This is a genomic window from Rhodobacter sp. (assembly GCA_020637515.1).
Taxonomy (GTDB): domain Bacteria; phylum Pseudomonadota; class Alphaproteobacteria; order Rhodobacterales; family Rhodobacteraceae; genus Pararhodobacter.
On sequence record JACKKG010000001.1, the window covers coordinates 682,893 to 706,458 of the forward strand.

Consider the following 23,566-nt stretch of genomic DNA (forward strand, 5'->3'; position numbering starts at 1 on the left):
TTCGCAGGCACGCGCAGAATCTTTGCGCTTTCCGTAGGGTCAAGCGGTCAGTTGGGTCCGAATTCCCGCAACAGGTCGGGTTTGCGGATCTTCCCGGCCGAGGTCAGCGGCATCGCGGGCACGACGATCACCTGCTGCGGTTGCTTGTAGGCGGCCAGCCGCGCGCGCAGATGGGCGGCGATGGTTGCCGGCGCAACGTCGCCGTCGGTGGTGACATAGGCCAGCACCTCTTCGTTGCCGGGAACCCTGCGGCCCAGGACCGCCGCCTGAACCACGCCGGGGCAGCTCATCAGCGCGGCCTCGACCTCGGGCGGGTAGACGTTGAAGCCGGACCGGATGATGACCTCTTTCAGGCGCCCCACCAGATGCAGCGCGCCGTCGGGGTCGATTCGCGCCAGATCGCCGGTGCGCAGATAGCCGTCTTCGGTCATCGCCTGCGTCGTGGCCCGGGGGTTGAGGTAATACCCCAGCATCACGTTGGGGCCGCGAAACTCCAGCTCGCCCACGCCGTCAGGCCCGGGGTTGGCCACGCGCGCATCGCAACCGGGATAGGGATAGCCCACCGACCCGTCCGCCCGATAGGGCCCGAACGAGGTGCTGGAGATGCCCGGGCCGGCCTCGGTCAGGCCATACCCGTTCGCCAGCGGCAGGCCAAACAGGGCCTCGACCCGGGCTTTCAGCGCCGGGTCCAGGGGCGCGCCACCGCAGCCGATCATCCTGAGACGGGGGGCGTCCAGCCCGGTGCCGCCCTCGCACGCGCGCAGGATCTGTTCATACATCAACGGCACGCCCGACATGATCGTCGCCCCCTGGGCCAGCGCCGCCAACTGGCCGGCCACGCTGAACCGGGGCAACAGGCGGACACAAGCGCCCGACTGAAAGGCCGCCAGCAACGCGGTGGACAGGGCCATGATATGCGTGCAGGGCAGCGACAGCGCGATCTCGTCGCCCGGGCCCATGCCGCGCGACCGCGCGGAATGCGTGGCGTTGAACAGAAGACTGGCGTGCGACAGCATCACGCCCTTGGGTTCGCCGGTCGTGCCCGAGGTGTAGACCATCGCCGCGACCTGGTCCTCGGGCGTGGTGGCGACCGGCTCGGGCTGCGCCGCCGGATCGGTCAGCGCGATCCAGGGACGGCCCAGCACCACCGGCCCCGGCCCGGCACCGAGTCGGTCGGCATGGCCCTGCGCATCGACCGAAACATCGGTGGTGAACACGACCGCGCGCGGCGTGGCATGGGCGCGGATGGCGTCCAGCTCGGGGCCGGTCAGCCGCGCGTTCAGCGGAATGCACCAGGCGCGCAATCCCGCTGCCGCCAGAAACGCCACCGCCATCAGCACGCTGTTCTCGGCCACCACCAGCACACGGTCGCCGGGCCGCACGCCCAGGTCCCGCAGCGCCCGCGTGCCCTCGGCCACCGCGCGGCGCAGATCGGCATAGGTCAGGCGCGCGCCGTCGTGGTCGATCAGCGCGGGGGCATCGTCGGATTTGTCGGCGATCAGATCCTCGATCCAGCGCATCGGTGCCTCCGTGTTTCGCCTTGGCTACAGGCGGATCGACCGGGTCGTCAATAGAAATGGAAGTATGTTCCGTCAGCCGAAACTTGCAGGCAGCGGCTGGTCCGTATCCAGCCCGCAAACGTCATAGCCCCGTCGAAAATCCTGTATGTGGCGGCGCATCCAGGCCTCGGCCATGACGCCGTCGCGCGCGCGCAGGGCCGCGACGATCTGGCGATGCGCCTCGATCAGGCGGCGCGGGCCGCTGTCGCGCGTGCGCGGGTGGTCGAACAACTGCTTCAGCGCCGGAAAGAACAGTTGCGAGACCGGCTCGCGCGCCAGCATCAGCGCCTTGTTCGCCGCGATCGCCGCCAGCAGGGCGTGAAATTCGACGTCCAGCGCGATGATCGACCGCCCGGCGCGCACGGCGTCCTCCATCGCGGCCAGATTGGCGTCGAGCGCGGCCAGATCCGGCGGCGCGACATGCGCCGCGGCGCCACGCGCGGATTCGGGTTCCAGCAGCATCGAGGCCTCCCACAACTCGTGGAAGGTGACACCTTGCATCCGCAGGATCTGCGTGGCGCGCGGGGCCAGTTCGGCATGATCGGGCAGGCGCACCGCCAGCCGCCGCCCTGCGGCGCGCCCGACCAGGCCGCTTTTCTCAAGCTGCCGCAACCCTTCGCGCACGGTGTGGCGGGTCAGGCCGAAACTGTCAGCAAGCTGGGTCTCGGTCGGCAGCAGGGTGCCGGGGCGCAGGGTGCCGGCGACGATCTGCGCCTCGATCGTTTCGCAGACCACGCGATAGGCGGGCTTCACCTCGATACGTTGGAACATGCGGACCTCCTGCTGCCCTGCCGTCATAGCGGACGGGCGCCTCCGGTTCAAATGTTGTATTGTTCAACAAAGAAAGCTGCGTTACCCCTGTCCCATGCCGACGCAAGGGAGAGCGCCGTGACCGACACCCTTTTGCCCGCCGACCTGGTCGAATTCCTGCTGTTCGACTGGCTGGAACTGGACCGCACCCTGGCGCGACCCGGGTTCGCCGAACACGACCGCGAATCGATCCTGGCCCTGCTGGGTCTGGCGGACCGGATGGCGCGGGACAGCTTTCTGCCGCACTACAAGAAGGGCGATCAGGTCGAACCACGCCTGACACCCGCAGGCGAGGTCCAGGTCCTGCCCGAGGTCGGCGCCGCGCTCAAGGCCTATGCCGAGGCCGGCTTCCTGGCCGCGCCCTTTGCGCCCGACCTCGGCGGGCTGGGCCTGCCCGAACTGGTGCACATGGCGGCGACCGGCAGCTTCTTTGCCGCGAACCTGGCCACCGCCGGTTATGCCATGCTGACCGTCGGCAACGCGCGGCTGATGGTGCACAACGCCAGCCCGCAGCAGATCGCGGCCTTCGTGCCAAAGCAACTGGACGGTCGCGCCTTTGGCACCATGTGCCTGTCGGAACCGCAGGCGGGCTCGTCGCTGGCCGATGTCCGCACCCGGGCGGTGCCGGACGGGCAGGACGATCTGGGCGCGCGCTACCGGCTCAGCGGCAACAAGATGTGGATCTCGGGCGGGGATCAGGACCTTTCCGAAACGATCCATCACCTGGTGCTGGCCAAGATCCCCGATCCCGACGGCACCTTGCCCGAGGGCACCCGCGGCCTGTCGCTGTTCGTGGTGCCCAAACACCTGCCGGACGGCACGCGCAACGATGTCGTGGTGGCCGGGCTCAATCACAAGATGGGTTACAGGGGCACCTCGAACTGCCTGCTGAACTTTGGCGAGGGCACGCGCTATCGCCCTGGGGGGCAGGCGGGCGCGGTCGGCTGGCTGGTGGGCCAGCCGGGCCACGGGCTGGCCATCATGTTCCACATGATGAATGAGGCCCGGCTGGGCGTGGGTCTGGGTGCGGCCGCCAACGCCATGCGCGCGCACGCCCTGTCGGTGGACTATGCGCGCACCCGTTTGCAGGGGCGCACCGATCCAGGGGGCGCACCGGTGGCCATTGCCGCGCACCCCGACGTGGCGCGGATGCTGACCCGCCAGCAGGCGATCGCCGAGGCGGCGCTGTCGATGATCCTGTTCTGCGCCCATCTGGTCGATGACCGGGACACCGCCGCCACGCCCGAGGACCGCGCCCGCGCCGACCGCCTGCTGGGCCTGCTGACCCCGGCGGCCAAGACCTGGACCTCGGAATGGGGGCTCGAGGTCAACGCCATGGCCATCCAGATTCACGGTGGCTATGGCTATACCCGCGATTTCGACGTGGAGCAGCTCTACCGCGATCAGCGCCTGAACCCGATCCACGAGGGGACGACCGGCATCCAGGGCATCGACTTTGTCGGCCGCAAACTGCTGAAAGAGGGCGGCGCAGGGCTGGAGATGCTGGCCGAACGGATCGCCCGGACCATCGACCGCGCCAGCCACGCCGATCTGGCGGACGAGGCGCACGCGCTTTCCGCCGCATGGGCGCGGTTTCTGGACGTGCGCCAGGCCCTGCCCGCCATCCCGCGCGACCATTGGCTGGGCTTTGCCACCGACGTGCTGGACGGGTTCGGCACCACGCTGGCCGCCTGGATGCTGCTGGACCAGGCGCTGGTCGCGGACAGCGGCACCCGCCGCACGCTGGCGCGGTTCTTCATTGCCTATGACCTGCCGCGCGCGCTCAGGGCCTTTGACCTGGCGTTGCGCAAACCCGTTCCCCTGCTGGACTACACCGGAGACGCCCGATGATCGACCCCGCCCGCCTGTTCGACCTGACCGGCAAGACCGCCCTTGTGACCGGGGGCGCCACCGGCCTGGGCCGCACCGCCGCCGAGGCCCTGCTGGCCGCCGGTGCCCGCGTGCTGATCGCCTCGCGCAAGGGTGACGCCTGCGCCGAGGTGGCGCGCGCGTTGTCGGCGATCGGCCCGTGCGAGGGGTTCGCCGGCGATGTCGGCACCGAATCCGGCGTGGACGCGCTGGCGGCCGAGGTCGCGTCGCGCACCGACCGGCTGGACATCCTGATCAACAACGCCGGCGCCACCTGGGGCGAGCCCTTCGGCACCCATGGCTTCCGGGCCTTTGACCGCGTGCTGGCGGTGAACGTGACGGGCCTGTTCGTGCTGACCCAGCGGCTGATGCCGCTGCTGACGGCGGCAGGCACCGCGGACGACCCGGCGCGGATCGTCAACATCGGTTCGGTCATGGGCACGGTGCCGATTTCCGACGGCGCCTATTCCTATGCCGCGTCGAAAGCGGCGGTGCATCACCTGACGCGCGTGCTGGCGAACGAATTCTCGGGCCGGCACGTCACGACGAACGCGATCGCCCCCGGCCCGTTCGAAACCAAGATGACGCGCTATTCGCTGGGCGACGACGCCGGCAAATCGGCCGCCGCCGCCGTTGTGCCCATGGGCCGCATCGGCCGCGAGGACGATCTGGCCGGCACCGTGCTGTTCCTGACCGGGCGCGGCGGGGCCTATGTCTCGGGGGCGATCGTGCCGCTGGACGGCGGCATCTCGGCCCGGGCACCCCTGCACATGTTCCGCGAGGACGACGCATGAACGACCTGTCCGCACGCATCGGCACGGTGCTGGGCACCTCGGCCTGGATCGCGCTGGATCAGCCCCGCATCGACTCGTTTGCCGATGTGACCGAGGATCACCAGTTCATCCATTGCGATCCGGTCCGCGCCGCCGACAGCCCGTTCGGCGGCACCATCGCGCACGGGTTCCTGACGCTGTCCATGCTCAGCCGCATGGCGGCGCAGGCCTTGCCCATGTTGGGACAGGTGCGCGAAAGCCTGAACTACGGCTTCGACAAGGTGCGCTTCCTGTCGCCTGTCCCGTCGGGCGCGCGGGTCCGGGGCGTGTTCACGCTGCACGCGGTCGAGGACCGGCCCGGCAACCGGCAGATGCTGCGCCTGGCGGCCAGTGTCGAGATCGAGGGAACCGACCGCCCGGCGTTGATCGCCGAATGGCTGGTCATGCTGATTTACGGAGAAACCGCATGAGCAAGGATTTCACGGGCCGCGTGGCCATCGTCACCGGGGCAGGCGCCGGTCTGGGGCGCAGCCACGCGCTGGCCCTGGCGGCCGAGGGGGCGCGCGTCGCGCTCTTTGACCTTGTCGCACCGCAGTCGGTCGTTGACGAGATCCGCGCCGCGGGCGGCGAGGCCGTGGCCATCGCCTGCGACGTGGCCGACATGGACGCGGTCGCGCGCGGCGTGGCGCAGGTGATGGACGCCTGGGGCCGTGTCGATGTGCTGGTCAACAACGCCGGCATCCTGCGCGACAAGACCTTTGCCAAGCTCACGCCCGAGAATTTCGCCCTGGTGCTGGCCGTGCACCTGACGGGCAGCGTCAACTGCACCCGGGCGGTATGGGAAATCATGCGCAATCAGGGTTACGGGCGCGTGGTGCTGACCTCGTCGGCATCGGGGATCTATGGCAATTTTGGTCAGTCGAACTATGGCGCGGCCAAGGCGGCGATGATCGGGCTGATGAACGTGCTGCACCTCGAGGGGGCCAAGTTCGACATCCGCGTCAACACCCTGGCCCCGACCGCCGCCACCGGCATGACCGAAGGGCTGATCACGCCCGAGGAAGCGGCCCTGCTGGCGCCCGAGACCGTGTCGCCGGGCGTGCTGTATCTGACGCACCAGGACGCGCCCTCGCGCATGATCCTGGGCGCCGGCGCGGGAGTGTTCGCGGTGACCCACATCACCGAAACCGAAGGCGCCTGGTTGCCCCCCGAGAAGCGCACCGCCCGGGGAATCGCCGCCGCGATGGACCGCATCGACGACCCGGCGGGTGCCCGCACGCACGACAGCGCCCTGGACCAGACGCGCAAATTCGTCCGCATGGCGCGCGACGCCAGAGCCTGAAAGCTCAGTGTTCGCCCGGGGGCATCTGCGGCGCCGGGCCCCCGGCCGCCTTGGGCGAGCGCAGGAAGAACACGATCGGCACCGCGGCCAGCGTCAGCAGCAGCATCAGGAAGAAATTGTCCAGATAGGCCAGCATCGCCGCCTGCTGCGATACCAGCCCGTCGAGGATCCGCACATAGGCCGGATTGCCCGACAGCAGCCCCGGGGCCTGCAAGTGCACCTGGGGCGAATCGATGGTCAGCCGCGCGGCCAGTTCCTCGTGGTTGACCGACACCATCCGCGCCAGAACCGTGGTGACGATGGAAATCCCGACGCCCGAGCCCACGTTTCGCACCAGGCTGAAGAACGCCGTCGCATCGCCGCGATAGCGCGCGTCGAGCGTGGCAAAGGTCAGGGTGGACAACGGCACAAAGACAAAGCCCAGCCCGAACCCCTGAACGACTCCGGACCAGATCACCAGGCGATCGTCCATCATCGTGTCGAACCCCGTCATCATCCACGACGCCAGCGCGGTCGCGCCCAGCCCGAACAGCACCAGACCCCGCGCGTCGAACCGCGACACCAGCCGCCCGACCAGCACCATCGACAGCATGGTGCCCATCCCGCGCGGCGCCATGACCAGCCCGGTGGTCATCACCGGATAGCCCATCAGCCCCTGCAACAGCGGCGGCAGCAGCGCCAACCCGGAAAACAGCGTCATGCCGATGATGAAGATGAACACCAGCCCCATCGAGAAATTGCGGTCGCGGAACATGCGCAGATCGACGAACGGGTCATCGGCCGTCCAGCAATGGATGGCGAAAACCCACAGCCCGGCGATCGCCAGCCCGGTGTAGAGCCAGATCTCGGGCGCGTTGAACCAGTCCACCGCCTGCCCCCGGTCCAGCAGCAGTTGCAGCGCGCCCACCGCCAGCGCCAGCATGGCAAATCCGAAGAAATCGAAGCGCCGCACCCTGGGCTGGCCGTTGGGCAGGAAGATCAGAACCCCGGTCAGCGCCAGCGCACCCACCGGCAGGTTGATGAGGAACACATAGCGCCAGTTGAAATACTCGGTCAGCCAACCGCCCAGCGTGGGCCCGATGATCGGCCCCACCATGATCCCGGCCCCATAGATCGCCATCGCCTGGCCGATGCGCTCGCGCGGGTTGATGTCCAGAATGACGGTCTGCGCCAAAGGCACCAGCACCGCGCCAAAGATCCCCTGCGCGACACGGAACAGGATCATTTCTTCAAGCCCGGTCGCGACCCCGCACAGCAACGACGAGACCATGAATCCCGCGATGGCGATGGCGAACAGATTGCGCCGGCCCAGCCGGTCCACGGTCCAGCCGGTCATCGGCGTGGCGATGGCCGAGGCGACGATATACGAGGTGAGAACCCAGTTGATCTCCTCCTGGCTGGCACCCAGGCTGGCGGCCATATGCGGCAGCGCGACGTTGGCGATGGTGGTGTCCAGCACCTGCATGATCGTCGCCAGCATGATCGCCGCCGTCAGCCAGCCCCGGTGCTGAACCTCGAGGTTGGGTTTCGACAGGGTTTGCCCGCTCATCTCAGGCGATCCAGCCGCGTGCGTCCGGTGTCCACGGAAACCACCGCGCTCATCCCGTCGCGCAACCGTGACAGGTCGCCGCTGCCGACCGCGATGCGTACCGGCACGCGCTGGGTGACCTTGACCCAGTTGCCGGTGGCGTTCTGCGCCGGGATCAGCGCGAACTGCGAGCCGGTCGCGGCGCCCAGGCTCTCGACCGTGCCGGTGACCGCCAGATCGGGATAGGCGTCGATGCTGATCGTGACCGGCAGGCCGGGGGTGAGCAATTCGAGCTGGGTCTCGCGGAAATTGGCGTCGATCCAGGTCACATCGCGCTGCACCAGGCTGGCGATCGAGGTGCCAGGCACCACATATTGACCCACATTCAGATTGCCGATCTGGCTGACCACCCCCGACACCGGCGCGACGACCTGCGCCCGACCCAGGTTGCGTTCGGCCTGGGCACGCTGCGACTGCGCCGCGCGCACGGCGGGGAAGTCGTCGGTGGCGATCTGCGGATCGCCGCCCAGCGCGGCCACCGCCACGGCGACCCCGGCGCGCGCCAGCTCGACCGCGTTGTCGGCCGATTGCGCGGCCAGCGTGGCGTTGTCCAGCGCCGAGGGCGTGGACAGGCCGCGGTTCTCCAGCTCCTGCTGGCGCTCGTAATCACGGTGACGCACCTGGGCCAGGGCCTCGGCGGCGGTGACCTGGGCCTGCGCCGAGACCAGCCCGGCGCGCAACTGTTCGACCTGCAACCGCGAGGCCGCCAGCGCCGCGTCCGCCTGGGCCAGAGCGATGCGATAGGGCTCGGCGTCGATGGCAAACAGGGGGGCGCCGACCTCGACATACTGGTTCTCGGTAACGAAAACCTCGGTGATGCGGCCGGCGACATCGGCCGAAATCGGCACCAGGGGCTGGTGCACATAGGCGTTGTCGGTGGCGATGTAACGCCCGCCGGTCAACCAGACAAAGCTGCCACCCAGCGCCAGCAGCACGGGCACAAGCAGCATCAGACCCTTGCGGCTGCGCTTGCGCGGCTTGGCAGGCGCGGCGGCTGGCGCAGGCGCGGCGGCCTCGGGCGCGGGCGCGGCGGCGGGCGTTGGGTCGATTTTCTTGGAAACGGCGTTCATCAGTCAACGTCCTGCTCGGTCGCCGCCATGGCGACCAGATTGTCAAAGATATGCGTCAGCGCGTGGACCATGGTCGCGCGCTCGGGTTCGGACAGGCCGCTGAGGGCGCTGGCATAGACCTGGTTGGCGACATCGCGCGCGCGCGCCACGACCGGCACGGCGGCCTCGGTCAGGGTGACGCGCTTGGCGCGGCTGTCCAGCGGATCGGGCGCGCGCTGCACCAGGCCCTGGCTTTCCAGCCGCTCGATCACATCGCTGACGGTCATCGGGCTGACCTCGATCGCGGCGGCCAGGGCGGCCTGCGTCTGCCCGCCCTTGCGCGACAGCGTGGCCAGCACCCGCCACTGGTTCAGCGTCAGGCCCGTATCGCGCGTGCGGCGCTCGAACTCGGCCTTGAGCAGGCGCGAAACATCGTGAAGCAGCAGACCGAGGCTTTGCATGACAGGGCGTGTCCCAAAAGATACGAACCCATATAATATCGGTTCGTGCTTTTGTCCAGACAGCGGCCCCGCGGGGTCCCGCATCCGTCCGGTCACGGCGAGAAAGGACTTGCCCGGCGCGAAAGCCACCCCACATTTGAACCAAACGAACGGGAGAAGCACATGTCCTATCAGAAAACCCCTGCGGCACTGGCGCGTCTCACGCCCGAACAATACCGCGTCACCCAGCAAAGCGGCACCGAACGGCCGTTCAGCGGCGAATACGACCACCATTTCGAGCCGGGGATCTATGTGGACGTCGTCTCGGGCGAGCCGCTGTTCTCGTCTTCGCAAAAGTTCAACTCGGGCTGCGGCTGGCCGTCTTTTGCGAAACCCATCGCCAATGTGACCGAACACCGCGACACCACGCACGGGATGGTCCGCGTCGAGGTCCGCTCGCAGCATGGCGACAGCCACCTGGGACACGTCTTTCCCGATGGGCCGCGTGCCATGGGCGGGTTGCGCTATTGCATCAACTCGGCCAGCCTGCGGTTCGTGCCCAAGGCGCAGATGCAGGCCGAAGGTTACGGGGACTATCTGGATCAGGTCGAGGAGAACTGACATGACCGAACGCGCTGTGCTTGCCGGGGGCTGCTTCTGGGGAATGCAGGACCTGATTCGCAAACTGCCGGGCGTCACCGCGACCCGCGTCGGCTATACCGGCGGCGACGTGGCGAACGCGACCTATCGCAACCACGGCACCCACGCCGAGGCGATCGAGATCCTGTTCGACCCCGCGACGATCAGCTACCGCCAGTTGCTGGAGTTCTTCTTTCAGATCCACGACCCGACGACACCGAACCGGCAGGGCAACGATCTGGGGATGAGCTACCGCTCAGCCATCTATTACACCACCGAGGCCCAGCATCAGACCGCCCGCGACACGATCGCGGATGTCGATGCGTCGGGTTTGTGGCCCGGCCGGGTCGTGACCCAGGTCGAACCCGCCGGCGCCTTCTGGCAGGCCGAGCCCGAGCACCAGGATTACCTGGAACGCCTCCCCAACGGCTATACCTGCCATTTCCCGCGCCCCGGCTGGGTCCTGCCCAAACGCGCGGCGGAATGACCGACCCCGGGTCCTGCCGTCTCTGCGCGCAGGACTTTGCCCGCACCGCCACCGCACACGAACCGCGCCCGATCCTGTGGGCGCGGCCCACGGCGCGGATTCTGATCGCCGGGCAGGCGCCGGGGTTGCGGGTGCATCAGTCGGGCGTGCCCTTCGACGACCGTTCGGGCGACCGGCTGCGCGACTGGCTGGGGCTGGATCGCGCCCGATTCTACGACCGGGACCGCGTCGCCGTGGTGCCGATGGCCTTCTGCTTTCCAGGGTATGACGCCCGGGGCGCCGACCTGCCCCCGCCGCGCCGCTGCACCGACACCTGGCGCACCGGGGTTCTGGCGCAACTGACCGATCTGCGCGTGACCTTCGTCATCGGGCAGTATGCCCAACGCTGGCACCTGGGCGCACAGGCCACCCGGGGCGGCGTCACGGCCACCGTCGCGGGCTGGCGCGATCACGCGCCGCGCCTCTTTCCGCTGCCGCACCCGTCCTGGCGCAACAACGCCTTTCTCAGGCGCAATCCCTGGTTCGAATCCGACCTGCTGCCCGCCGCCCGAGATGCGGTCGAGGCGGCGCTAGGGGACGGTTGATTCCATCTCGGTGCAGACCACCAGGATGCGCGCGTCCTGCGCCCCGGCCGAGGCATAGAGATGCCCGCGCGCGCTGTCGAAATAGAGACTGTCGCCCTGGCGCAGGGTGACCGGGGCCTTGCCTTCGGCATAGACCGTCACCGCGCCCTCGAGCACCATCAGGAATTCCTGCCCCGGGTGACGCACGAAGTCGTCGAAATCCATCAGGTCGTGGGCCTTCAGCGTGCCCATCATCGGCACCATCGCCTTGTTGCGGATCTGCGGGAACAACATCTCATAGACATAGTTCCGCGTTTCCAGACGCTCGAAATTCCCCTTGGACGCCACGGCGAAACTGCCGGGCGCAAAGGCCGTGCCATCGGCGGCGAAGAATTCGGCCATGTCCACGCCGATGCCGCGCGCCAGTTGCAACATCCGGTCATAGGTCAACGACATCAGCCCGCGCTCGGCCTTGGAGATGGTCGAAACGGCCAACCCCGAGCGTTCCGACAGCTCGGCCAAAGTCCAGCCGCGCGCGCGGCGCAGCGCATGCAGACGGCGGCCGAATTCGGCGCGCTGGGTGTCTGGAAGCGGGGCAATCCTGGCAGAGACGGTCATGGCGCAATCATATCGGCTGACAGGGCAAAGGCAATTCTATTTTCCTATCGGAAAATTTCCCTTTCCGATCCGAAAAAGCGTGCTAACGTCGCCAGACGACGAGAGGGACAGAATGTCGCAGGCAACGGAACATCGCGGGATCGTCGTGATCGGTGCAGGGATCGCGGGGGCATCGGTCGCGGCCGAACTGGCGGCGGCGGGACAGGACGTTCTGCTGCTGGAACGCGAATCCGCGCCGGGGTATCACACCACCGGCCGCTCGGCCGCGCTGTTCACGCCGACCTACGGCCCGCCGGTCATCCGCGCGCTGACCCGGGCCTCGGGGCCGGCATTCCTCGCACCGCCGACCGCCGAGCGCCCGCACCCGCTGCTGCGCCCGCGCAAGGTCCTGTTCCTGGCCCGCCCGGACCAGGCCGAGGCCCTGGCCGCCTTGCAGGCCGAACTGGGCGCTATGATGCTGACATCGGCCCGGGCCCGCGCGCTGTTGCCGCTGCTGCGCGGCGACTATGCCGTCGGCGCCCTGCTGGACCCCGATGCCGCGGATATCGACGTCGAGGCCCTGCACCGCCAATATCTGCGCCCCCTCGGCCCCGCGCTCAGGCTCAAGTGCGAAGTGATGGCGCTGTCCCGCGATGGCGCGGGTTGGCGCATCGACACGCGGGCGGGCGCGATTCACGCCGATCTGGTGGTCAACGCCGCCGGTGCCTGGGCGGACGACCTGGCCGCGATGGCCGGTATCGAACGCATCGGCCTGACGCCCAAGCGGCGCACCGCGCTTCTGGTCGATCCGCCCGCCGGGTTGAACCCCGATCCCTGGCCCATGGCTGTCGATATCGACGAAGAATTCTACATCAAGCCCGATGCCGGAAAGCTGCTGCTGTCGCCCGCCGACGAGACCCCCTCGCCGCCTTGCGATGCCCAGCCCGAGGATCTGGACGTCGCCATCGCCATCGACCGGATCCAGACCGCGTTCGACCTGCCGGTGCGACGGGTCGCGCACAAATGGGCGGGGCTCAGGTCCTTTGTCGCGGACAAGGCGCCGGTCGTCGGCCACGCCCCCGATGCGCCCGGCTTTGTCTGGCTGGCGGGGCAAGGCGGCTATGGCATCCAGAGCGCCCCGGCCATGGCCCGCACCGCCGCCGCGCTGACCCTGGGTCGCCCGATCCCGGCCGACATCGCCGACCAGGGCGTCACGCCGCAGGCCCTGTCCCCCATCCGAAAGGGTCTGCGCCCATGATCTACCTGGTTCCGCTGATCGGCGCGCTGCTTCTGGCCTCGGGTCTGGCGATTGCCTATGTGATCGGCGGCGCGACGGTGCTGGCCTTCCTGGCAACCGACAACAGCCGCTACCTGGCCATCCTGCCGCAGCAGATCTTTTCCAAGATCGACGTCTTCGCGCTGATGGCGATGCCGCTGTTCATCCTGGCGGGCGAGGTGATGAACCGGGGCGGCGTGACGCGGGTGCTGATCCGGCTGGCGATGGCGCTGGTCGGGCGACTGCGTGGCGGGCTTGGGCATGTGAACGTGATGACCTCGGTGTTCTTCGCGGGGATCTCGGGCTCGGCGGTGGCGGACAGCGCCGCGGTGTCGAACACGCTGGTGCCGGCGATGACCGAGCAGGGCTACAAGCTGACCTATGCCGGTGCGATCACTGCCGCGTCGTCGATCATCGGGCCGATCGTGCCGCCGTCGATCATCATGATCTTTTATGGCGCGCTGATGGGGACCTCGGTCACGGCGCTGTTCATCGCCGGGATCGTGCCGGGCCTGCTGCTGGCCGCCGCGTTGATGGCGGTGAACGCCTATTACGCCTGGCGCGACGATCACCCCCGCCTGGCCCGCGGCGAGGTGCCGCCGCTGCTGCCGACGCTGGCCCACGCCCTGCCGGCGCTGTCGATCCCGCTGATCATCGTCGGCGGAATCGTGCTGGGCTGGATGACCCCGACCGAGGCCGCCGCCGTCGCGGTTCTGGCCGCCACCGGCGCGGGTTTCTTCTACGACCGGCTGGGCCCGCGCGCGATCCTCGAGTCGCTCAAGCGCACGGCCATGCTGTCGGGGTCGATCTTCATGATCATCTGCGCGGTGTCGGCGCTGGGCTACCTGGGCGCGATGGAGCGCCTGCCCGAGGCCATCGCCGGCACCGTCACCACCCTGGGGTTGAGCCCGATCCAGTATCTGATCCTGCTGAACGTCATCTTTCTGCTGTCTGGCATGGTGCTGGACATCACCGTCGCCTTGGCGCTGCTGGTGCCTTTGCTGGCGCCCGTCGCCATCGCCCAGGGCGCGGACCCGGTGCATCTGGGGATCGTGCTGTGCTTCAACCTGTGCCTGGGCCTGATCTCGCCGCCGCTGGGCGGGTGCCTGCTGATCGTGTCCACCGTCACCGGGCTGAACTATTGGCGGCTGGCACGCGCGATCCTGCCATTCCTGCTGGTCGAGATCGGCGTGCTGGTGCTGCTGACCGCAATTCCCGACCTGTCCCTCTGGCTGCCGCGCCAGATGGGGCTGATGGGCAACTGACCGACAACCGAAACCCAACATGGAGGGAGCCATGAAACCGACGACCATCCTGAAAGCCGCGAGCGTCCTCGCGCTGCTGACCACCGGGGCCGAGGCGCAGATCAAGGTCTCGCTGGACAGCCCCCCGGATCTGCAAGGCTCGGGCAGCTATGTCTGGGCGCACAGCTTTGCCAGTTATCTGAACGATCACGGCATCGCGGCCGAGGAATTCCAGCGCGGCGCCCTGGGCGGCGATGACGAGGTGTTCGACCAGGTCACCCAGGGCCTGGTCGAGGTCGGCATGTCGCCGCTGGGCATCGTCGGCTCGATCGACACGCTGATCTATGGCCTGCGCCTGCCCTATTTCTTCAACGGCATGGGCGACGTGGACCGCGCGCTCTATGACCACGGCATGCTCGATCGGATCAACGCCGCGCTGACGCCTTCGGGCGTGCGGGTGCTGGCGGTGGATACGGTGGGCCCGGCAACCGGCATCTTCAACACCCGCCACCCGGTCACGCAGATGTCGGACATGGCCGATCTCAGGATGCGCGCCCTCGATGAAAGCCAGATCGAGCTGTATCGCGCCTGGGGCTCGAACGGCACCATCGTCAGCTGGGCCGAGGTTCCGAACGCGCTGCAAACCGGCGTCGCGGACGGGTATCTGAACCCCGCCTTCGTGCCGCTTCTGTTCGGCCATACCGAGTTCATCCACTACTTCACCCCGGCCGAGATCTCGCCCTCGCTGCGCATCGCGATTGCGTCCGAGGACTGGTATTCCGGCCTCAGCGACGCGGACCGCGCCACGGTGGACGCCGCGGTCGCCGCCGCGAACACCGCGAACCGCGATTGGCTGGGCAGCCAGACGGGGGTCATGGACCAGTTGCGCGCCGCCGGGGTCGAGATCTCGGACATGTCGCCCGAGGCCCGCGCCGAATTCCGCGCCGCGTCCGAAGGCACCTGGAGCGCGATCGTCACGCCCGAGCAGCTTGCCCAGTGGCAGGCCGCCATCGCCCAGTGACCGGGGGCGCGCGATGATCCGATCGTTCGCCCGGGGGCTGGACCGCACGTCGGCCGCGCTGAACACCGTTGCCCTGCTGGGGGCGGTGCTGGCGGTGCTGGTGATGGTCTATGCCGCCGGCTGGCAGGTCATCGCGCGCTACATCCTGTCCTCGCCCCCCGTCTGGACCGAGGAACTCGCTCGGCGCGCGATGGTCTGGGCGGGGATGCTGGGGGCCTCGGCCGCGTTTCGCGCGGGCGCGGACCCGGTTCTGTTCCCCGGCGCGGCCACGCTGCGCGGCGGCGCGGGGCTGGCCCTGGCCCTGTTTCGTGCCGGCGGCGTCCTGTTGTTCGCGGCGCCGGTCCTGTGGTTCAGCCTGTTCGGCCCCAATCTGAACATGGCGCGCGGCTTCCTGGGCCGCAGCCTGGGCCGCACGGCCGAAATGATACCGCTGCCGATGATCTGGTTCACCGCCGCCGTGCCGCTCGCCTTTGCGCTGATCCTGGTCCACCTGGCCGCGCGCCTGGCCTTGCAGGCCACCGACCAATTGCCGACGGAACCGAACACGCCATGAAAACCTTCCTCGCCTGTCTCGCAACCGAGACAAACTCGTTCTCGCCGATGCCGACGGGCCTGTCGGGCTTTGCCGAAGGGATCATCCACCACGGCACCGCCACCCGGGACCCGGCGATCTACTGGACCGGCGCGCTGCACCTTTGGCGCGCGGCGGCCGAGGCGCGCGGCTGGCCCGTGGTCGAAAGCCTGGCGACCTTTGCCCAACCCTCGGGGCCGACCGTGCGCAAGGTCTACGAAGATTTCCGCGACGAGATCCTGCGCGACCTCAAGGCCGCGATGCCGGTGGATATCGTGCTGCTGCAACTGCACGGCGCGATGATCGCCGACGGCTATCCGGATTGCGAGGGCGACCTGATCGCCCGCATCCGCGAGATCGCGCCCACGGCCAAGATCGGCGCCACGCTGGACCCGCATTGCCACCTGACCCAGGCGATGATCGACAACGCCACCGCGCTGATCTGCTTCAAGGAATACCCGCATGTGGACGTGCTGGACCGCGCGCGCGAGCTGTTCACCCTGCTGGCCGATGCCGCCGAAGGGCGCATCCACCCCGTGATGCGCGACCACGATTGCCGCATCATCATGGCCATGCCCACGCCCGAGGGGCCGATGCGCGCCTTTGTCGATGCCATGACCGCGCGGGAATCCGAACCCGGCGTGCTGTCGCTGTCGCTGGCCCACGGGTTTCCCTGGGGCGACCACCCGCGCACGGGCGCGCGCGCGCTGGCGATCACCGACGGCGACCCCGCGCTAGCCGAACGCATGGCTCGCGAACTGGCGGAAAAACTGTGGCGCGAACGCAAGGACATCTTTCAGCAGGTGCTGAGCATCGACGCCGCGCTGGACCGCGCCGCCGGGCACAATCAGGGCCCGATCGTGCTGGCTGACATGTCGGACAACGCGGGCGGCGGCGCGCCATCGGATTCCACCTTTCTGTTGCGGGCGATGCTGGAACGGGGCCTGACCTCGATCGCATCGGGGATCTACTGGGACCCGGGCGTGGTGCGGCTGTGCCAGGACGCGGGCGAAGGCGCCACCTTGCCTGTGCGGCTGGGCGGCAAATGCGGGCCGATGTCGGGCGATCCCCTGGACCTGACGGTCACCATCCGCCGCGTCGCCACCGGCCTGACGCAACGCTTTGGCACGCTGCCGGTCAACCTGGGCACCGCGGTCTGGTTGCGGATCGAGGACGCGGATATTGATCTTGTGGTGAATGACTCCCGCACCCAGACCTTCCACCCTGAGGCCTTTACCGGGCTGGGCATCGATCTTGACCGCAAGCGGCATGTCTGCGTGAAATCCTCGAACCACTACCGCGCCGGGTTCGCGCCCATCGCCAGCACGATCATCCCCATTGCCTCGCCGGGGGCGATCACGCCCGACTTCACCGCGATTCCCTACCGCCACCGCGCCCTGAACTATTGGCCCAAGGTCGAGGACCCTTTCGCATGACCAACGCACTGATGGCTGCCCGCGACGCCTTTCTGGCGCGCTTTCCCGAAACCCGTATCGACCTGGACGGCCGCGACTGGGGCCTGATCGACACCGGCGGCGCGGGCGCGGTCTTTCTGTTCCTGCCCGGCACGCTGGGCCGGTCGGACGTGTTCTTTCAACAGATCGCGGCGCTGGCGGGCGACATGCGGGTGCTGTCGGTCAGCTATCCGGCTTCGGGTGGGGTGGTGGACTGGGCGGCCAGCCTGGTGACCCTGCTGGATCGGCTGGGGATCGACCGGGTGGCGGTGCTGGGCTCATCGCTGGGGGGCTATCTGGCGCAGTATTTCGCCGCCACCTATCCCGGCCGCGTGCGCCACCTCTTCGCCGCGAACACCCTGCACGAGATCGTCGAGGCCGCGCATCGCCCGCCCTATTCGCTGGACCTGTGGACCGCACCCATCGCAGAGCTGCGCAACGGGTTCCACATGGGCATGGGCGCCTGGGTGCAGGCCCATCCAGATCACGCCGAGATGGTCGAATTCCTGCTGGCCGAGGCCGACGGCCGCATTCTGGAATCCGAACTGCGCGCGCGTCTGGACGGGATCAAGACCGGCCCGGCGCTGCCGCCCCTGTCGAACGCCGCCGATACCGCCACGGTCATCGAAAGCACCGACGACCCGCTGATCCCGCCGCCGATGCGCGCCGCCGTCCGCGCCCGCAACGCGCCCGCGCCGGCGTTCCGCTTTGCCTGGGGCGGCCATTTCCCCTATCTGATCCGCCCCGATCTCTACACCGGATTGCTGCGCGCGCGGCTGGGATTGGCGCCTCTGCCGGCCGATTGGCGACCCGCCAACGACGGGGTGATGCAGGCATGAGGGTTCTGTCGAACACCGACATCGCCGCGCTGCTTCCGATGGATCAGGCGATCGCCGTGATCGACCGCACCATGCGCAGCGTGTCCAGCGGCGATGCGCAACTGCCGCTCAGGCATGTCGTGCCGGTGGGCGGGGCGAACATGATGGGCGTCATGTCGGGCGCGCTGGGCGATCCCATGTGCTTTGGCGTCAAGCTGGTCAGCCTGTTCCCCGGCAATCCGGCCAAGGGGCTTTCCGGCCATCGCGGCGCGGTGGTGCTGTTCGAAAGCGAAACCGGCGGCGCGGTGGCGATGATGGACGCCGGCCTGCTGACCGCGATCCGCACCGCCGCCGCCAGCGCCGTCGCCACCCGCGCGCTGGCCCGGGACCAGGCCACCCGCCTGACCATCGTCGGCACCGGCGAGCAGGCCGAACACCACCTGGCCGCCATGCTGGCCGTGCGGCCCATCGACTCCGTGCATATCGTCGGCCGCCGCGCCGAAAAGGCCGCCGCCTTTGCCGCCCATGCGGCCGCCGCGCACCCCGGGCTGACCCTGGTCCACGGCACCGATGTGCAGGCGGGGGTGCGGGGCGCGGACATTGTTTGCACCGTCACCAATTCCGCCACGCCGGTGCTGCTGGGCGACTGGCTGGAACCGGGGCAGCATGTGAACGTCGTCGGCGCCTCGATCCCGTCCAGGCGCGAGGTCGATGACGCGCTGGTCCTGCGCAGCGAGATCTTCTGCGATTATCGCCCCTCGCTGCTGGCCCAGGCGGGCGAGGTGGTGGACACCCTGAAAGCCGGCCTCATCACCGAAGACCACCTGAAGCCCGAGATCGGCGCCGTGCTGAACGGCGCGCCCGGGCGGTCCGGGCCCGAGGCGATCACCGTCTACCGGTCGCTGGGGATCGTCGCGCAGGATCTGGCCGCCGCGACCCATGCCCTGACCCGGGCCCAGAGCGAGGGACGCGGCCAGGTCGTCAGCTTCTGAACCCGCAAGCCCGCGCCTGCGCCTCGAGCCGGGCGCGCTGATAGGCGATCAGATCGGCGTCGGGCTGGGTGCTTTCGATCATCGGCAGGGTCGGGTCCTCGACCGCGGTGCGGTGGCCCGACAGCTCTTCGATCACGGCCAGACCGCAGAAGGGCACAACCGCCTCGGCATAGCCGCCTTCGTGCACCACCACCAGCTTGCCGCCGCACAGCGCGTCGGCCAGCGCCATGACGCGGCGCGTCATCGTGCGGAAGGTGCCGCCATGCGCCTGCATCCGCGCCAGCGGATCGAAGGCATTCGCATCATACCCCGAGGCGACGACGATCAGATCCGGCGCAAAGGCCCGCACCGCGGGTTCCACCAGCAGCTCGAACGCATCGAGATAGGTCTGGTGCCCCATCCCCGGCATCAATTCCACATTCAGATTGCAACCAGCGCCTGCCCCCTGGCCCCGGTTCGCGGCCAGGCCGGATTCGGGCGGGTAGCACAGGCTCTGATGCAGCGAGATCGTCAACGTATCGGCCCGCTCCAGATAGACCGCTTCGGTGCCGTTGCCGTGGTGCACGTCCCAGTCGATGACCGCCACCTTCAGGGGCCCATGCTCTGCCCGGGCGGATTCCAGCGCGATCGGGATATTCGCCAACAGACAGAACCCCATCCCCTGTTCGGGCCGGCAGTGGTGCCCCGGCGGCCGCGACAGGGAATAGGCGTTGCGATGCACACCCGCCAGAACATCCGCCACCGCCTGCCGCGCCAGGCCGGCGGACAGCGCGGCGATCTCGTAGCTGCCCGGGCCGAAGGGCGCGCCAAAGCCGGCCTCGCCGCCGCCGGCATCGCTCATCGCTTTCAGCCGGTCCAGATAGTCGGGCTCGTGCACGCGGTCCATCTCGGCGCGGGTGGCAGGACGGGCGCTGCGCACGTCCAGTTGCGCGGTCAGCCCCGACACGTCCATCAACGATTTCAGCCGTCGCTTGGTGTCCGGCGATTCCGGGTGGCCGGCGCCGCTGACGGGCTGCACCCAGCCACCGACCGGCATGACCAGCGCGTGCGGCACGCCCTGATGGTGCCACAGGCACCGCTCGTCGAAATAGAATCCGGTCCTCATGGGCCCTCCGGTCTGGCAGGAATTGGGGGATGTCAGGGTTCGCGCGAAACCGGCTGATCCGACAGGATCGCCCGGGTCAGCGCCGCCCGGCTGGAGACGCCGGCCTTTTCAAAGATGCGCGCGGTCTGGTTGCGCACCGTGGTCGGCGCGATCCCCAGTTCACGGGCGATTTCCTTGTGCGTGAACCCCTCGGCGATCAGTTCCGCAACCTCGCGTTCGCGGGCCGAGAAGTTGTCCAGCATCCGGCGCGGGATCAACCGCAGTTCCGTAAGCTTGTGCCCGCCCGCCAACGCGGTCGGATTGGCCAGCACGTTGAAGCCGCGCGCGTCCAGGAAATCGTCGAAACTGGCGCCTCCGCGCCCCGGTTCGCCGCGCCAGCCCGACCACAGGGTCAGGGCCGCCGCGCTGCCCGCGACCGGGCGGCCGTGGGCATCGACCAGCAAGCGCAGATCGCCCGCTCCCCCGTCCGAGGCCCGGTCGAGCATCCCCTGCATGTGGTCCAGCGCGCAGGACAGGAACGTCAGTTCGCCGGTGTCCAGGCTGCGCGCCGAAACACCGCTGCGATAGGCCGAGATGAACAACTGCGGCCTGAGCGGGTCCTGCGCGCGCGTGACCACGCTGAGCTTGCGCAGACCGTAGCGATCGGCCAGCGCGATCATCCCGTCGGTGTGGCGGCTGCCGTCGCGGTCGTATTGCGCCCAAAGCCGGCCCTCGGTCTTCATGTTCTTGACGTCGGTGGCCAGCAGGTCCTCGGACCGGATGACATTCCAGAAGGCGACATAATCGGCGGGCAGGTTGTGCAGGGTCGTGCCCATGATCTCGACCGAAGGGGGGGTCATGTCGGCCCAGCCCAGCCAGGCCGCGTCAAAACCGATGATGCCCGAGAGTTCCTCGGCCGCCCAGTTCAGCAACGCGGGGCCATCAAGATCGCGGCGCGCCTCGTGCAGGGCGCCGACGAACTGGCTGAAGGCTTGCAACTCCGTCCCCTCGCGCATGGCACGATCCCCCGGACGTTCCGTTCCGGGCTCAGCGTAGTGCCCCCTTGACGCCCGAGTCAACGCCACAGCTTTTCCTCGCCGATATGGGCGCCGCCCGGCAGCGGCCCGGGTTTCACAAAGGCATCGAGGACGTTCTTCATGAAGCGCGCGACGTTGTTCTGCCCGCCGTTCACCGGCAGCGCCATCGACCAGGCGATCGAGCCGATCCCCAGGCAGGCGCCGTCGTTCGCGGTGGTGAAATAGGTGATGTCGGCGCGCACCTGAGGGTCCTGCGTGCCGCCGCGCCCCGGAAAGGCATAGGTGATTTCCTCGCTCACCAGCGGGTAGTTGTCGGAAAACCCGTCGGCCATGCCCAGCAGCAGCGTGTGCGGCGGCGTGCCCAGCGCCAGGTCGTAGCGGTCGATCTCGATCCCCGCCGCGCCGCCCAGGCCCAGGCCGAATTCGCCGATCTTCTCGTCGGCACCGATACCGTCGAACATCCAGTCCACGCGCTTGTGGAAACTGTCGGGCATCCGTTCGAAATGGGTGCAGCGGTCCATGCCTTCGGCGGTAAAGCCGATGCCGACGATCTTTTGCGGCGCCCGCCCGCGCGACCGCCACAGGCCCGAGCGTTCGCCAGTGCAGGCCAGATAGCCCTCGCCGGCCTCGGCCTGCCAGGCGCGCGAGCCGGTGTCGAGCTTGCGCACTTCCATGATCTCGGGTTCGCCCTGGCGCAGGCCCGAAACCCAGTAATACCCGTTGCCGCCGGCATAGATCACCCGGCCGCCCCGGGTCAGATAGTCCTCGGTCGCGTCCATCATGCGTTCGGAATAGTATTCCGGATGCGTGCTGTTGATGACCACGCGGTAGGGTTCCAGCGCGGCCGCGCCTTCGGCGTGGAGGTCGTGGTCGGTCAGGATCTCATAGTCGTGGCCCGATTGTTCCATCCACCAGATCAGCGACAGGTCGGCAGGCAAGGCCCAGGGGAACCCCATGGCCGAACTGCGATACTTTGGCCGGATGTTCAGGATCGGTCGCAAGTAGCTGGAATAGCAGCACCCCGCGCCGTCCGAATGGTGGTCATAGGTGCTGAGACCGAATTCGTTCAGCTTGACGAAATCCACGTCGCGCCGGGTCAGGATCGGCGTGTGCGCGGTGATCGCCTGGGCGATCGGCGCCTCATAGGCCAGATGCTCGTTCGCATAGGCCAGGTAGGTAAAGGTGGACATCAGGATCGCCACCGGCGCTTTCGGCGTCTCGGCGCGGACGAAAAAGGGGACGTGGTCCTCGGCCCCGTCTGTGGTCAGCTTCAGCGCGTAGACCCCGCTTTTCAGCCCCTTGAGCACCGTCCATTCGACCGTCGGCTCCCAGCGGCAATCGGTCATCGCATCGTCGTGGAAATGCACACCGCCGTATTGGCCGGGGTTCAGCCGGTAGCTGTCATCGCGACCCTGCCAGTTCCAGCCGGTCATGCCGCGCACCGGGCGGTTCATCCCCTGCGCGTGCAGCCCGTGCGGCCCCACGTCCTGGATGGTATCGCCGATGCCGGTATCGGTATAGCCCAGCGTCGGGTCCCACCAGGCGACAAGACCCTGCGAAACAGGCTCTGCACCGGCGGAAATCGCCTGAATCTCGTCATCCGACAGGACCCGGTTCCATAGCCCGGTGCGGTCGATCTTGCCGTTGTAGAGCGTTTCGACAAAGCGGCCGCGCTGGTCGTTCCAGTCGCTGGCCCCGGCCCACAGGAACGGGGCCTCGGCCACCGCCGCCTTTGGCGCGGTGTTCAGAACCGAGGTGACGATGCTGTCGTAATCATAGGGCGCAACCAGCCCCAACTTGCCGTTGTAGCGCCCCACCCGGCCCAGTTGCACCAGCCGCGCGCGTTTGGTCGCGGCGTCCCAGGTGGCGGCGACGAAATACCAGCTGCGCGGGATCAGCGGCACCTCGGCGGTGACCTGGTCCACGTCCTGCCCGTCGCCGACCCAGAATTCCAGGTGCCCCTCAGGGTTGATGCCCAGCGCCCAACCCTGCGAGCCCGAGATGTCCCAGCGCCCCAGCATGGTCTGCCGCCGCGTGCCGGGCGCGGTGGGAAAGACGAAACCCGCCAGCGTGAAGCTGCCGTCGGCGACGTCGTGCACCTCCATCCCCGAGACCTGCGCATACGAGCCCTTCTGCGTGAACTGGCGCCGGACGTGCAGGCGGTCGGGCATGGCGCCCGGCACGGCCTCTTCCACGAAACCGGGGCCGGCGGCATTCTCGTCGCCGTGCAGCAGACGCACCAGGGTGGCGCGCGCCTCGGTCACGCCCTCGGCCGAGATCATGAACCGCATCGCGTCGCCGGGTTTCACCGACCAGGGGGTGCAGTAACCAAAGATGCGGTGCTTGGCCATGT

23 protein-coding genes are annotated in these 23,566 nt (G+C 68.5%); 14 read left to right on the top strand and 9 right to left on the bottom strand.

The annotated features are described in order from the left end of the window. Nucleotides 1-47: 47 nt before the first annotated feature. The gene (locus H6900_03290) at nt 48-1,520 is read right to left on the bottom strand and encodes an acyl--CoA ligase (protein ID MCC0072294.1); all 1,473 of its coding nucleotides are present in this window, start codon (nt 1,518-1,520) and stop codon (nt 48-50) included. Between the two features lie 72 nt (nt 1,521-1,592). Beyond that, nucleotides 1,593-2,357 carry a FadR family transcriptional regulator gene (locus H6900_03295; protein ID MCC0072295.1) on the bottom strand — a complete coding sequence of 255 codons (765 nt, stop codon included), beginning with the start codon at nt 2,355-2,357 and terminating at the stop codon, nt 1,593-1,595. Nucleotides 2,358-2,381: 24 nt separating this feature from the next. Here H6900_03295 and H6900_03300 point away from each other — a divergent pair, with 24 nt between their 5' ends. The 4 genes from H6900_03300 to H6900_03315 are packed head-to-tail and all read left to right on the top strand — an operon-like array spanning nt 2,382 to nt 6,353. Then, a complete protein-coding gene (locus tag H6900_03300; GenBank protein ID MCC0072296.1) occupies nt 2,382-4,220 on the top strand; it encodes an acyl-CoA dehydrogenase in 1,839 nt (612 codons plus the stop codon). Continuing rightward, the gene (locus tag H6900_03305) at nt 4,217-5,032 is read left to right on the top strand and encodes an SDR family oxidoreductase (protein ID MCC0072297.1); all 816 of its coding nucleotides are present in this window, start codon (nt 4,217-4,219) and stop codon (nt 5,030-5,032) included. The genes H6900_03300 and H6900_03305 overlap by 4 nt, the downstream gene beginning before the upstream one ends. Then, nucleotides 5,029-5,481, top strand: coding sequence for a MaoC family dehydratase (locus H6900_03310; protein ID MCC0072298.1), 453 nt, complete (start codon nt 5,029-5,031; stop codon nt 5,479-5,481). The genes H6900_03305 and H6900_03310 overlap by 4 nt, the downstream gene beginning before the upstream one ends. Further along, nucleotides 5,478-6,353: an SDR family NAD(P)-dependent oxidoreductase gene (locus tag H6900_03315; GenBank protein MCC0072299.1), complete on the top strand. Its 876-nt coding sequence runs from the start codon at nt 5,478-5,480 to the stop codon at nt 6,351-6,353. The genes H6900_03310 and H6900_03315 overlap by 4 nt, the downstream gene beginning before the upstream one ends. Before the next feature lie 4 nt (nt 6,354-6,357). Here H6900_03315 and H6900_03320 read toward each other — a convergent pair whose 3' ends face one another. Genes H6900_03320 through H6900_03330 form a run of 3 tightly spaced genes read right to left on the bottom strand, consistent with a single transcriptional unit; the run spans nt 6,358 to nt 9,451 of the window. Continuing rightward, entirely contained in the window at nt 6,358-7,902 is a 1,545-nt protein-coding gene (locus H6900_03320; protein MCC0072300.1) for a DHA2 family efflux MFS transporter permease subunit, read from the bottom strand. Then, the gene (locus H6900_03325) at nt 7,899-9,011 is read right to left on the bottom strand and encodes an HlyD family secretion protein (GenBank protein MCC0072301.1); all 1,113 of its coding nucleotides are present in this window, start codon (nt 9,009-9,011) and stop codon (nt 7,899-7,901) included. The genes H6900_03320 and H6900_03325 overlap by 4 nt, the downstream gene beginning before the upstream one ends. Beyond that, nucleotides 9,011-9,451, bottom strand: a complete 441-nt coding sequence (locus H6900_03330) for a MarR family transcriptional regulator (GenBank protein MCC0072302.1) — start codon at nt 9,449-9,451, stop codon at nt 9,011-9,013. Before H6900_03330 ends, H6900_03325 begins: the two co-directional genes overlap by 1 nt. Before the next feature lie 162 nt (nt 9,452-9,613). On the opposite strand from H6900_03330, the gene msrB reads away from it, so the two are divergent. From msrB to H6900_03345, 3 genes are read left to right on the top strand one after another with little or no spacing between them, the layout of a single operon-like run. Next, on the top strand, nt 9,614-10,051 hold the full coding sequence (msrB, locus tag H6900_03335; protein MCC0072303.1) for a peptide-methionine (R)-S-oxide reductase MsrB: 438 nt from the start codon (nt 9,614-9,616) through the stop codon (nt 10,049-10,051). A 1-nt stretch (nt 10,052) separates the two neighbouring features. After that, the gene (msrA, locus tag H6900_03340) at nt 10,053-10,556 is read left to right on the top strand and encodes a peptide-methionine (S)-S-oxide reductase MsrA (protein MCC0072304.1); all 504 of its coding nucleotides are present in this window, start codon (nt 10,053-10,055) and stop codon (nt 10,554-10,556) included. Then, nucleotides 10,553-11,140 (top strand): uracil-DNA glycosylase family protein, encoded by a 588-nt coding sequence (locus H6900_03345; protein MCC0072305.1) that lies wholly within the window; start codon nt 10,553-10,555, stop codon nt 11,138-11,140. Before msrA ends, H6900_03345 begins: the two co-directional genes overlap by 4 nt. On the opposite strand, the gene H6900_03350 is transcribed toward H6900_03345, so the two are convergent. Continuing rightward, nucleotides 11,126-11,737 (bottom strand): helix-turn-helix transcriptional regulator, encoded by a 612-nt coding sequence (locus tag H6900_03350; protein MCC0072306.1) that lies wholly within the window; start codon nt 11,735-11,737, stop codon nt 11,126-11,128. The genes H6900_03345 and H6900_03350 overlap by 15 nt on opposite strands. Before the next feature lie 112 nt (nt 11,738-11,849). On the opposite strand from H6900_03350, the gene H6900_03355 reads away from it, so the two are divergent. Genes H6900_03355 through H6900_03385 form a run of 7 tightly spaced genes read left to right on the top strand, consistent with a single transcriptional unit; the run spans nt 11,850 to nt 19,092 of the window. Then, a complete protein-coding gene (locus tag H6900_03355; GenBank protein ID MCC0072307.1) occupies nt 11,850-12,974 on the top strand; it encodes an FAD-binding oxidoreductase in 1,125 nt (374 codons plus the stop codon). Continuing rightward, on the top strand, nt 12,971-14,257 hold the full coding sequence (locus tag H6900_03360) for a TRAP transporter large permease (GenBank protein MCC0072308.1): 1,287 nt from the start codon (nt 12,971-12,973) through the stop codon (nt 14,255-14,257). The genes H6900_03355 and H6900_03360 overlap by 4 nt, the downstream gene beginning before the upstream one ends. A gap of 31 nt (nt 14,258-14,288) precedes the next feature. After that, on the top strand, nt 14,289-15,257 hold the full coding sequence (gene dctP, locus H6900_03365; GenBank protein ID MCC0072309.1) for a TRAP transporter substrate-binding protein DctP: 969 nt from the start codon (nt 14,289-14,291) through the stop codon (nt 15,255-15,257). A 16-nt stretch (nt 15,258-15,273) separates the two neighbouring features. Continuing rightward, on the top strand, nt 15,274-15,810 hold the full coding sequence (locus H6900_03370) for a TRAP transporter small permease subunit (GenBank protein ID MCC0072310.1): 537 nt from the start codon (nt 15,274-15,276) through the stop codon (nt 15,808-15,810). After that, nucleotides 15,807-17,264 (top strand): M81 family metallopeptidase, encoded by a 1,458-nt coding sequence (locus tag H6900_03375; protein MCC0072311.1) that lies wholly within the window; start codon nt 15,807-15,809, stop codon nt 17,262-17,264. Before H6900_03370 ends, H6900_03375 begins: the two co-directional genes overlap by 4 nt. Next, a complete protein-coding gene (locus H6900_03380) occupies nt 17,261-18,121 on the top strand; it encodes an alpha/beta fold hydrolase (GenBank protein ID MCC0072312.1) in 861 nt (286 codons plus the stop codon). The genes H6900_03375 and H6900_03380 overlap by 4 nt, the downstream gene beginning before the upstream one ends. Further along, nucleotides 18,118-19,092, top strand: coding sequence for an ornithine cyclodeaminase family protein (locus H6900_03385; GenBank protein MCC0072313.1), 975 nt, complete (start codon nt 18,118-18,120; stop codon nt 19,090-19,092). Before H6900_03380 ends, H6900_03385 begins: the two co-directional genes overlap by 4 nt. Here the strand turns inward: H6900_03385 and H6900_03390 are convergent. From H6900_03390 to H6900_03400, 3 genes are read right to left on the bottom strand one after another with little or no spacing between them, the layout of a single operon-like run. Further along, nucleotides 19,082-20,197, bottom strand: coding sequence for a class II histone deacetylase (locus H6900_03390; protein ID MCC0072314.1), 1,116 nt, complete (start codon nt 20,195-20,197; stop codon nt 19,082-19,084). The genes H6900_03385 and H6900_03390 overlap by 11 nt on opposite strands. A gap of 32 nt (nt 20,198-20,229) precedes the next feature. After that, a complete protein-coding gene (locus H6900_03395; protein MCC0072315.1) occupies nt 20,230-21,192 on the bottom strand; it encodes a LuxR family transcriptional regulator in 963 nt (320 codons plus the stop codon). A gap of 59 nt (nt 21,193-21,251) precedes the next feature. Next, nucleotides 21,252-23,564, bottom strand: coding sequence for a LamG domain-containing protein (locus H6900_03400; GenBank protein ID MCC0072316.1), 2,313 nt, complete (start codon nt 23,562-23,564; stop codon nt 21,252-21,254). Between the last annotated feature and the right edge of the window lie 2 nt (nt 23,565-23,566).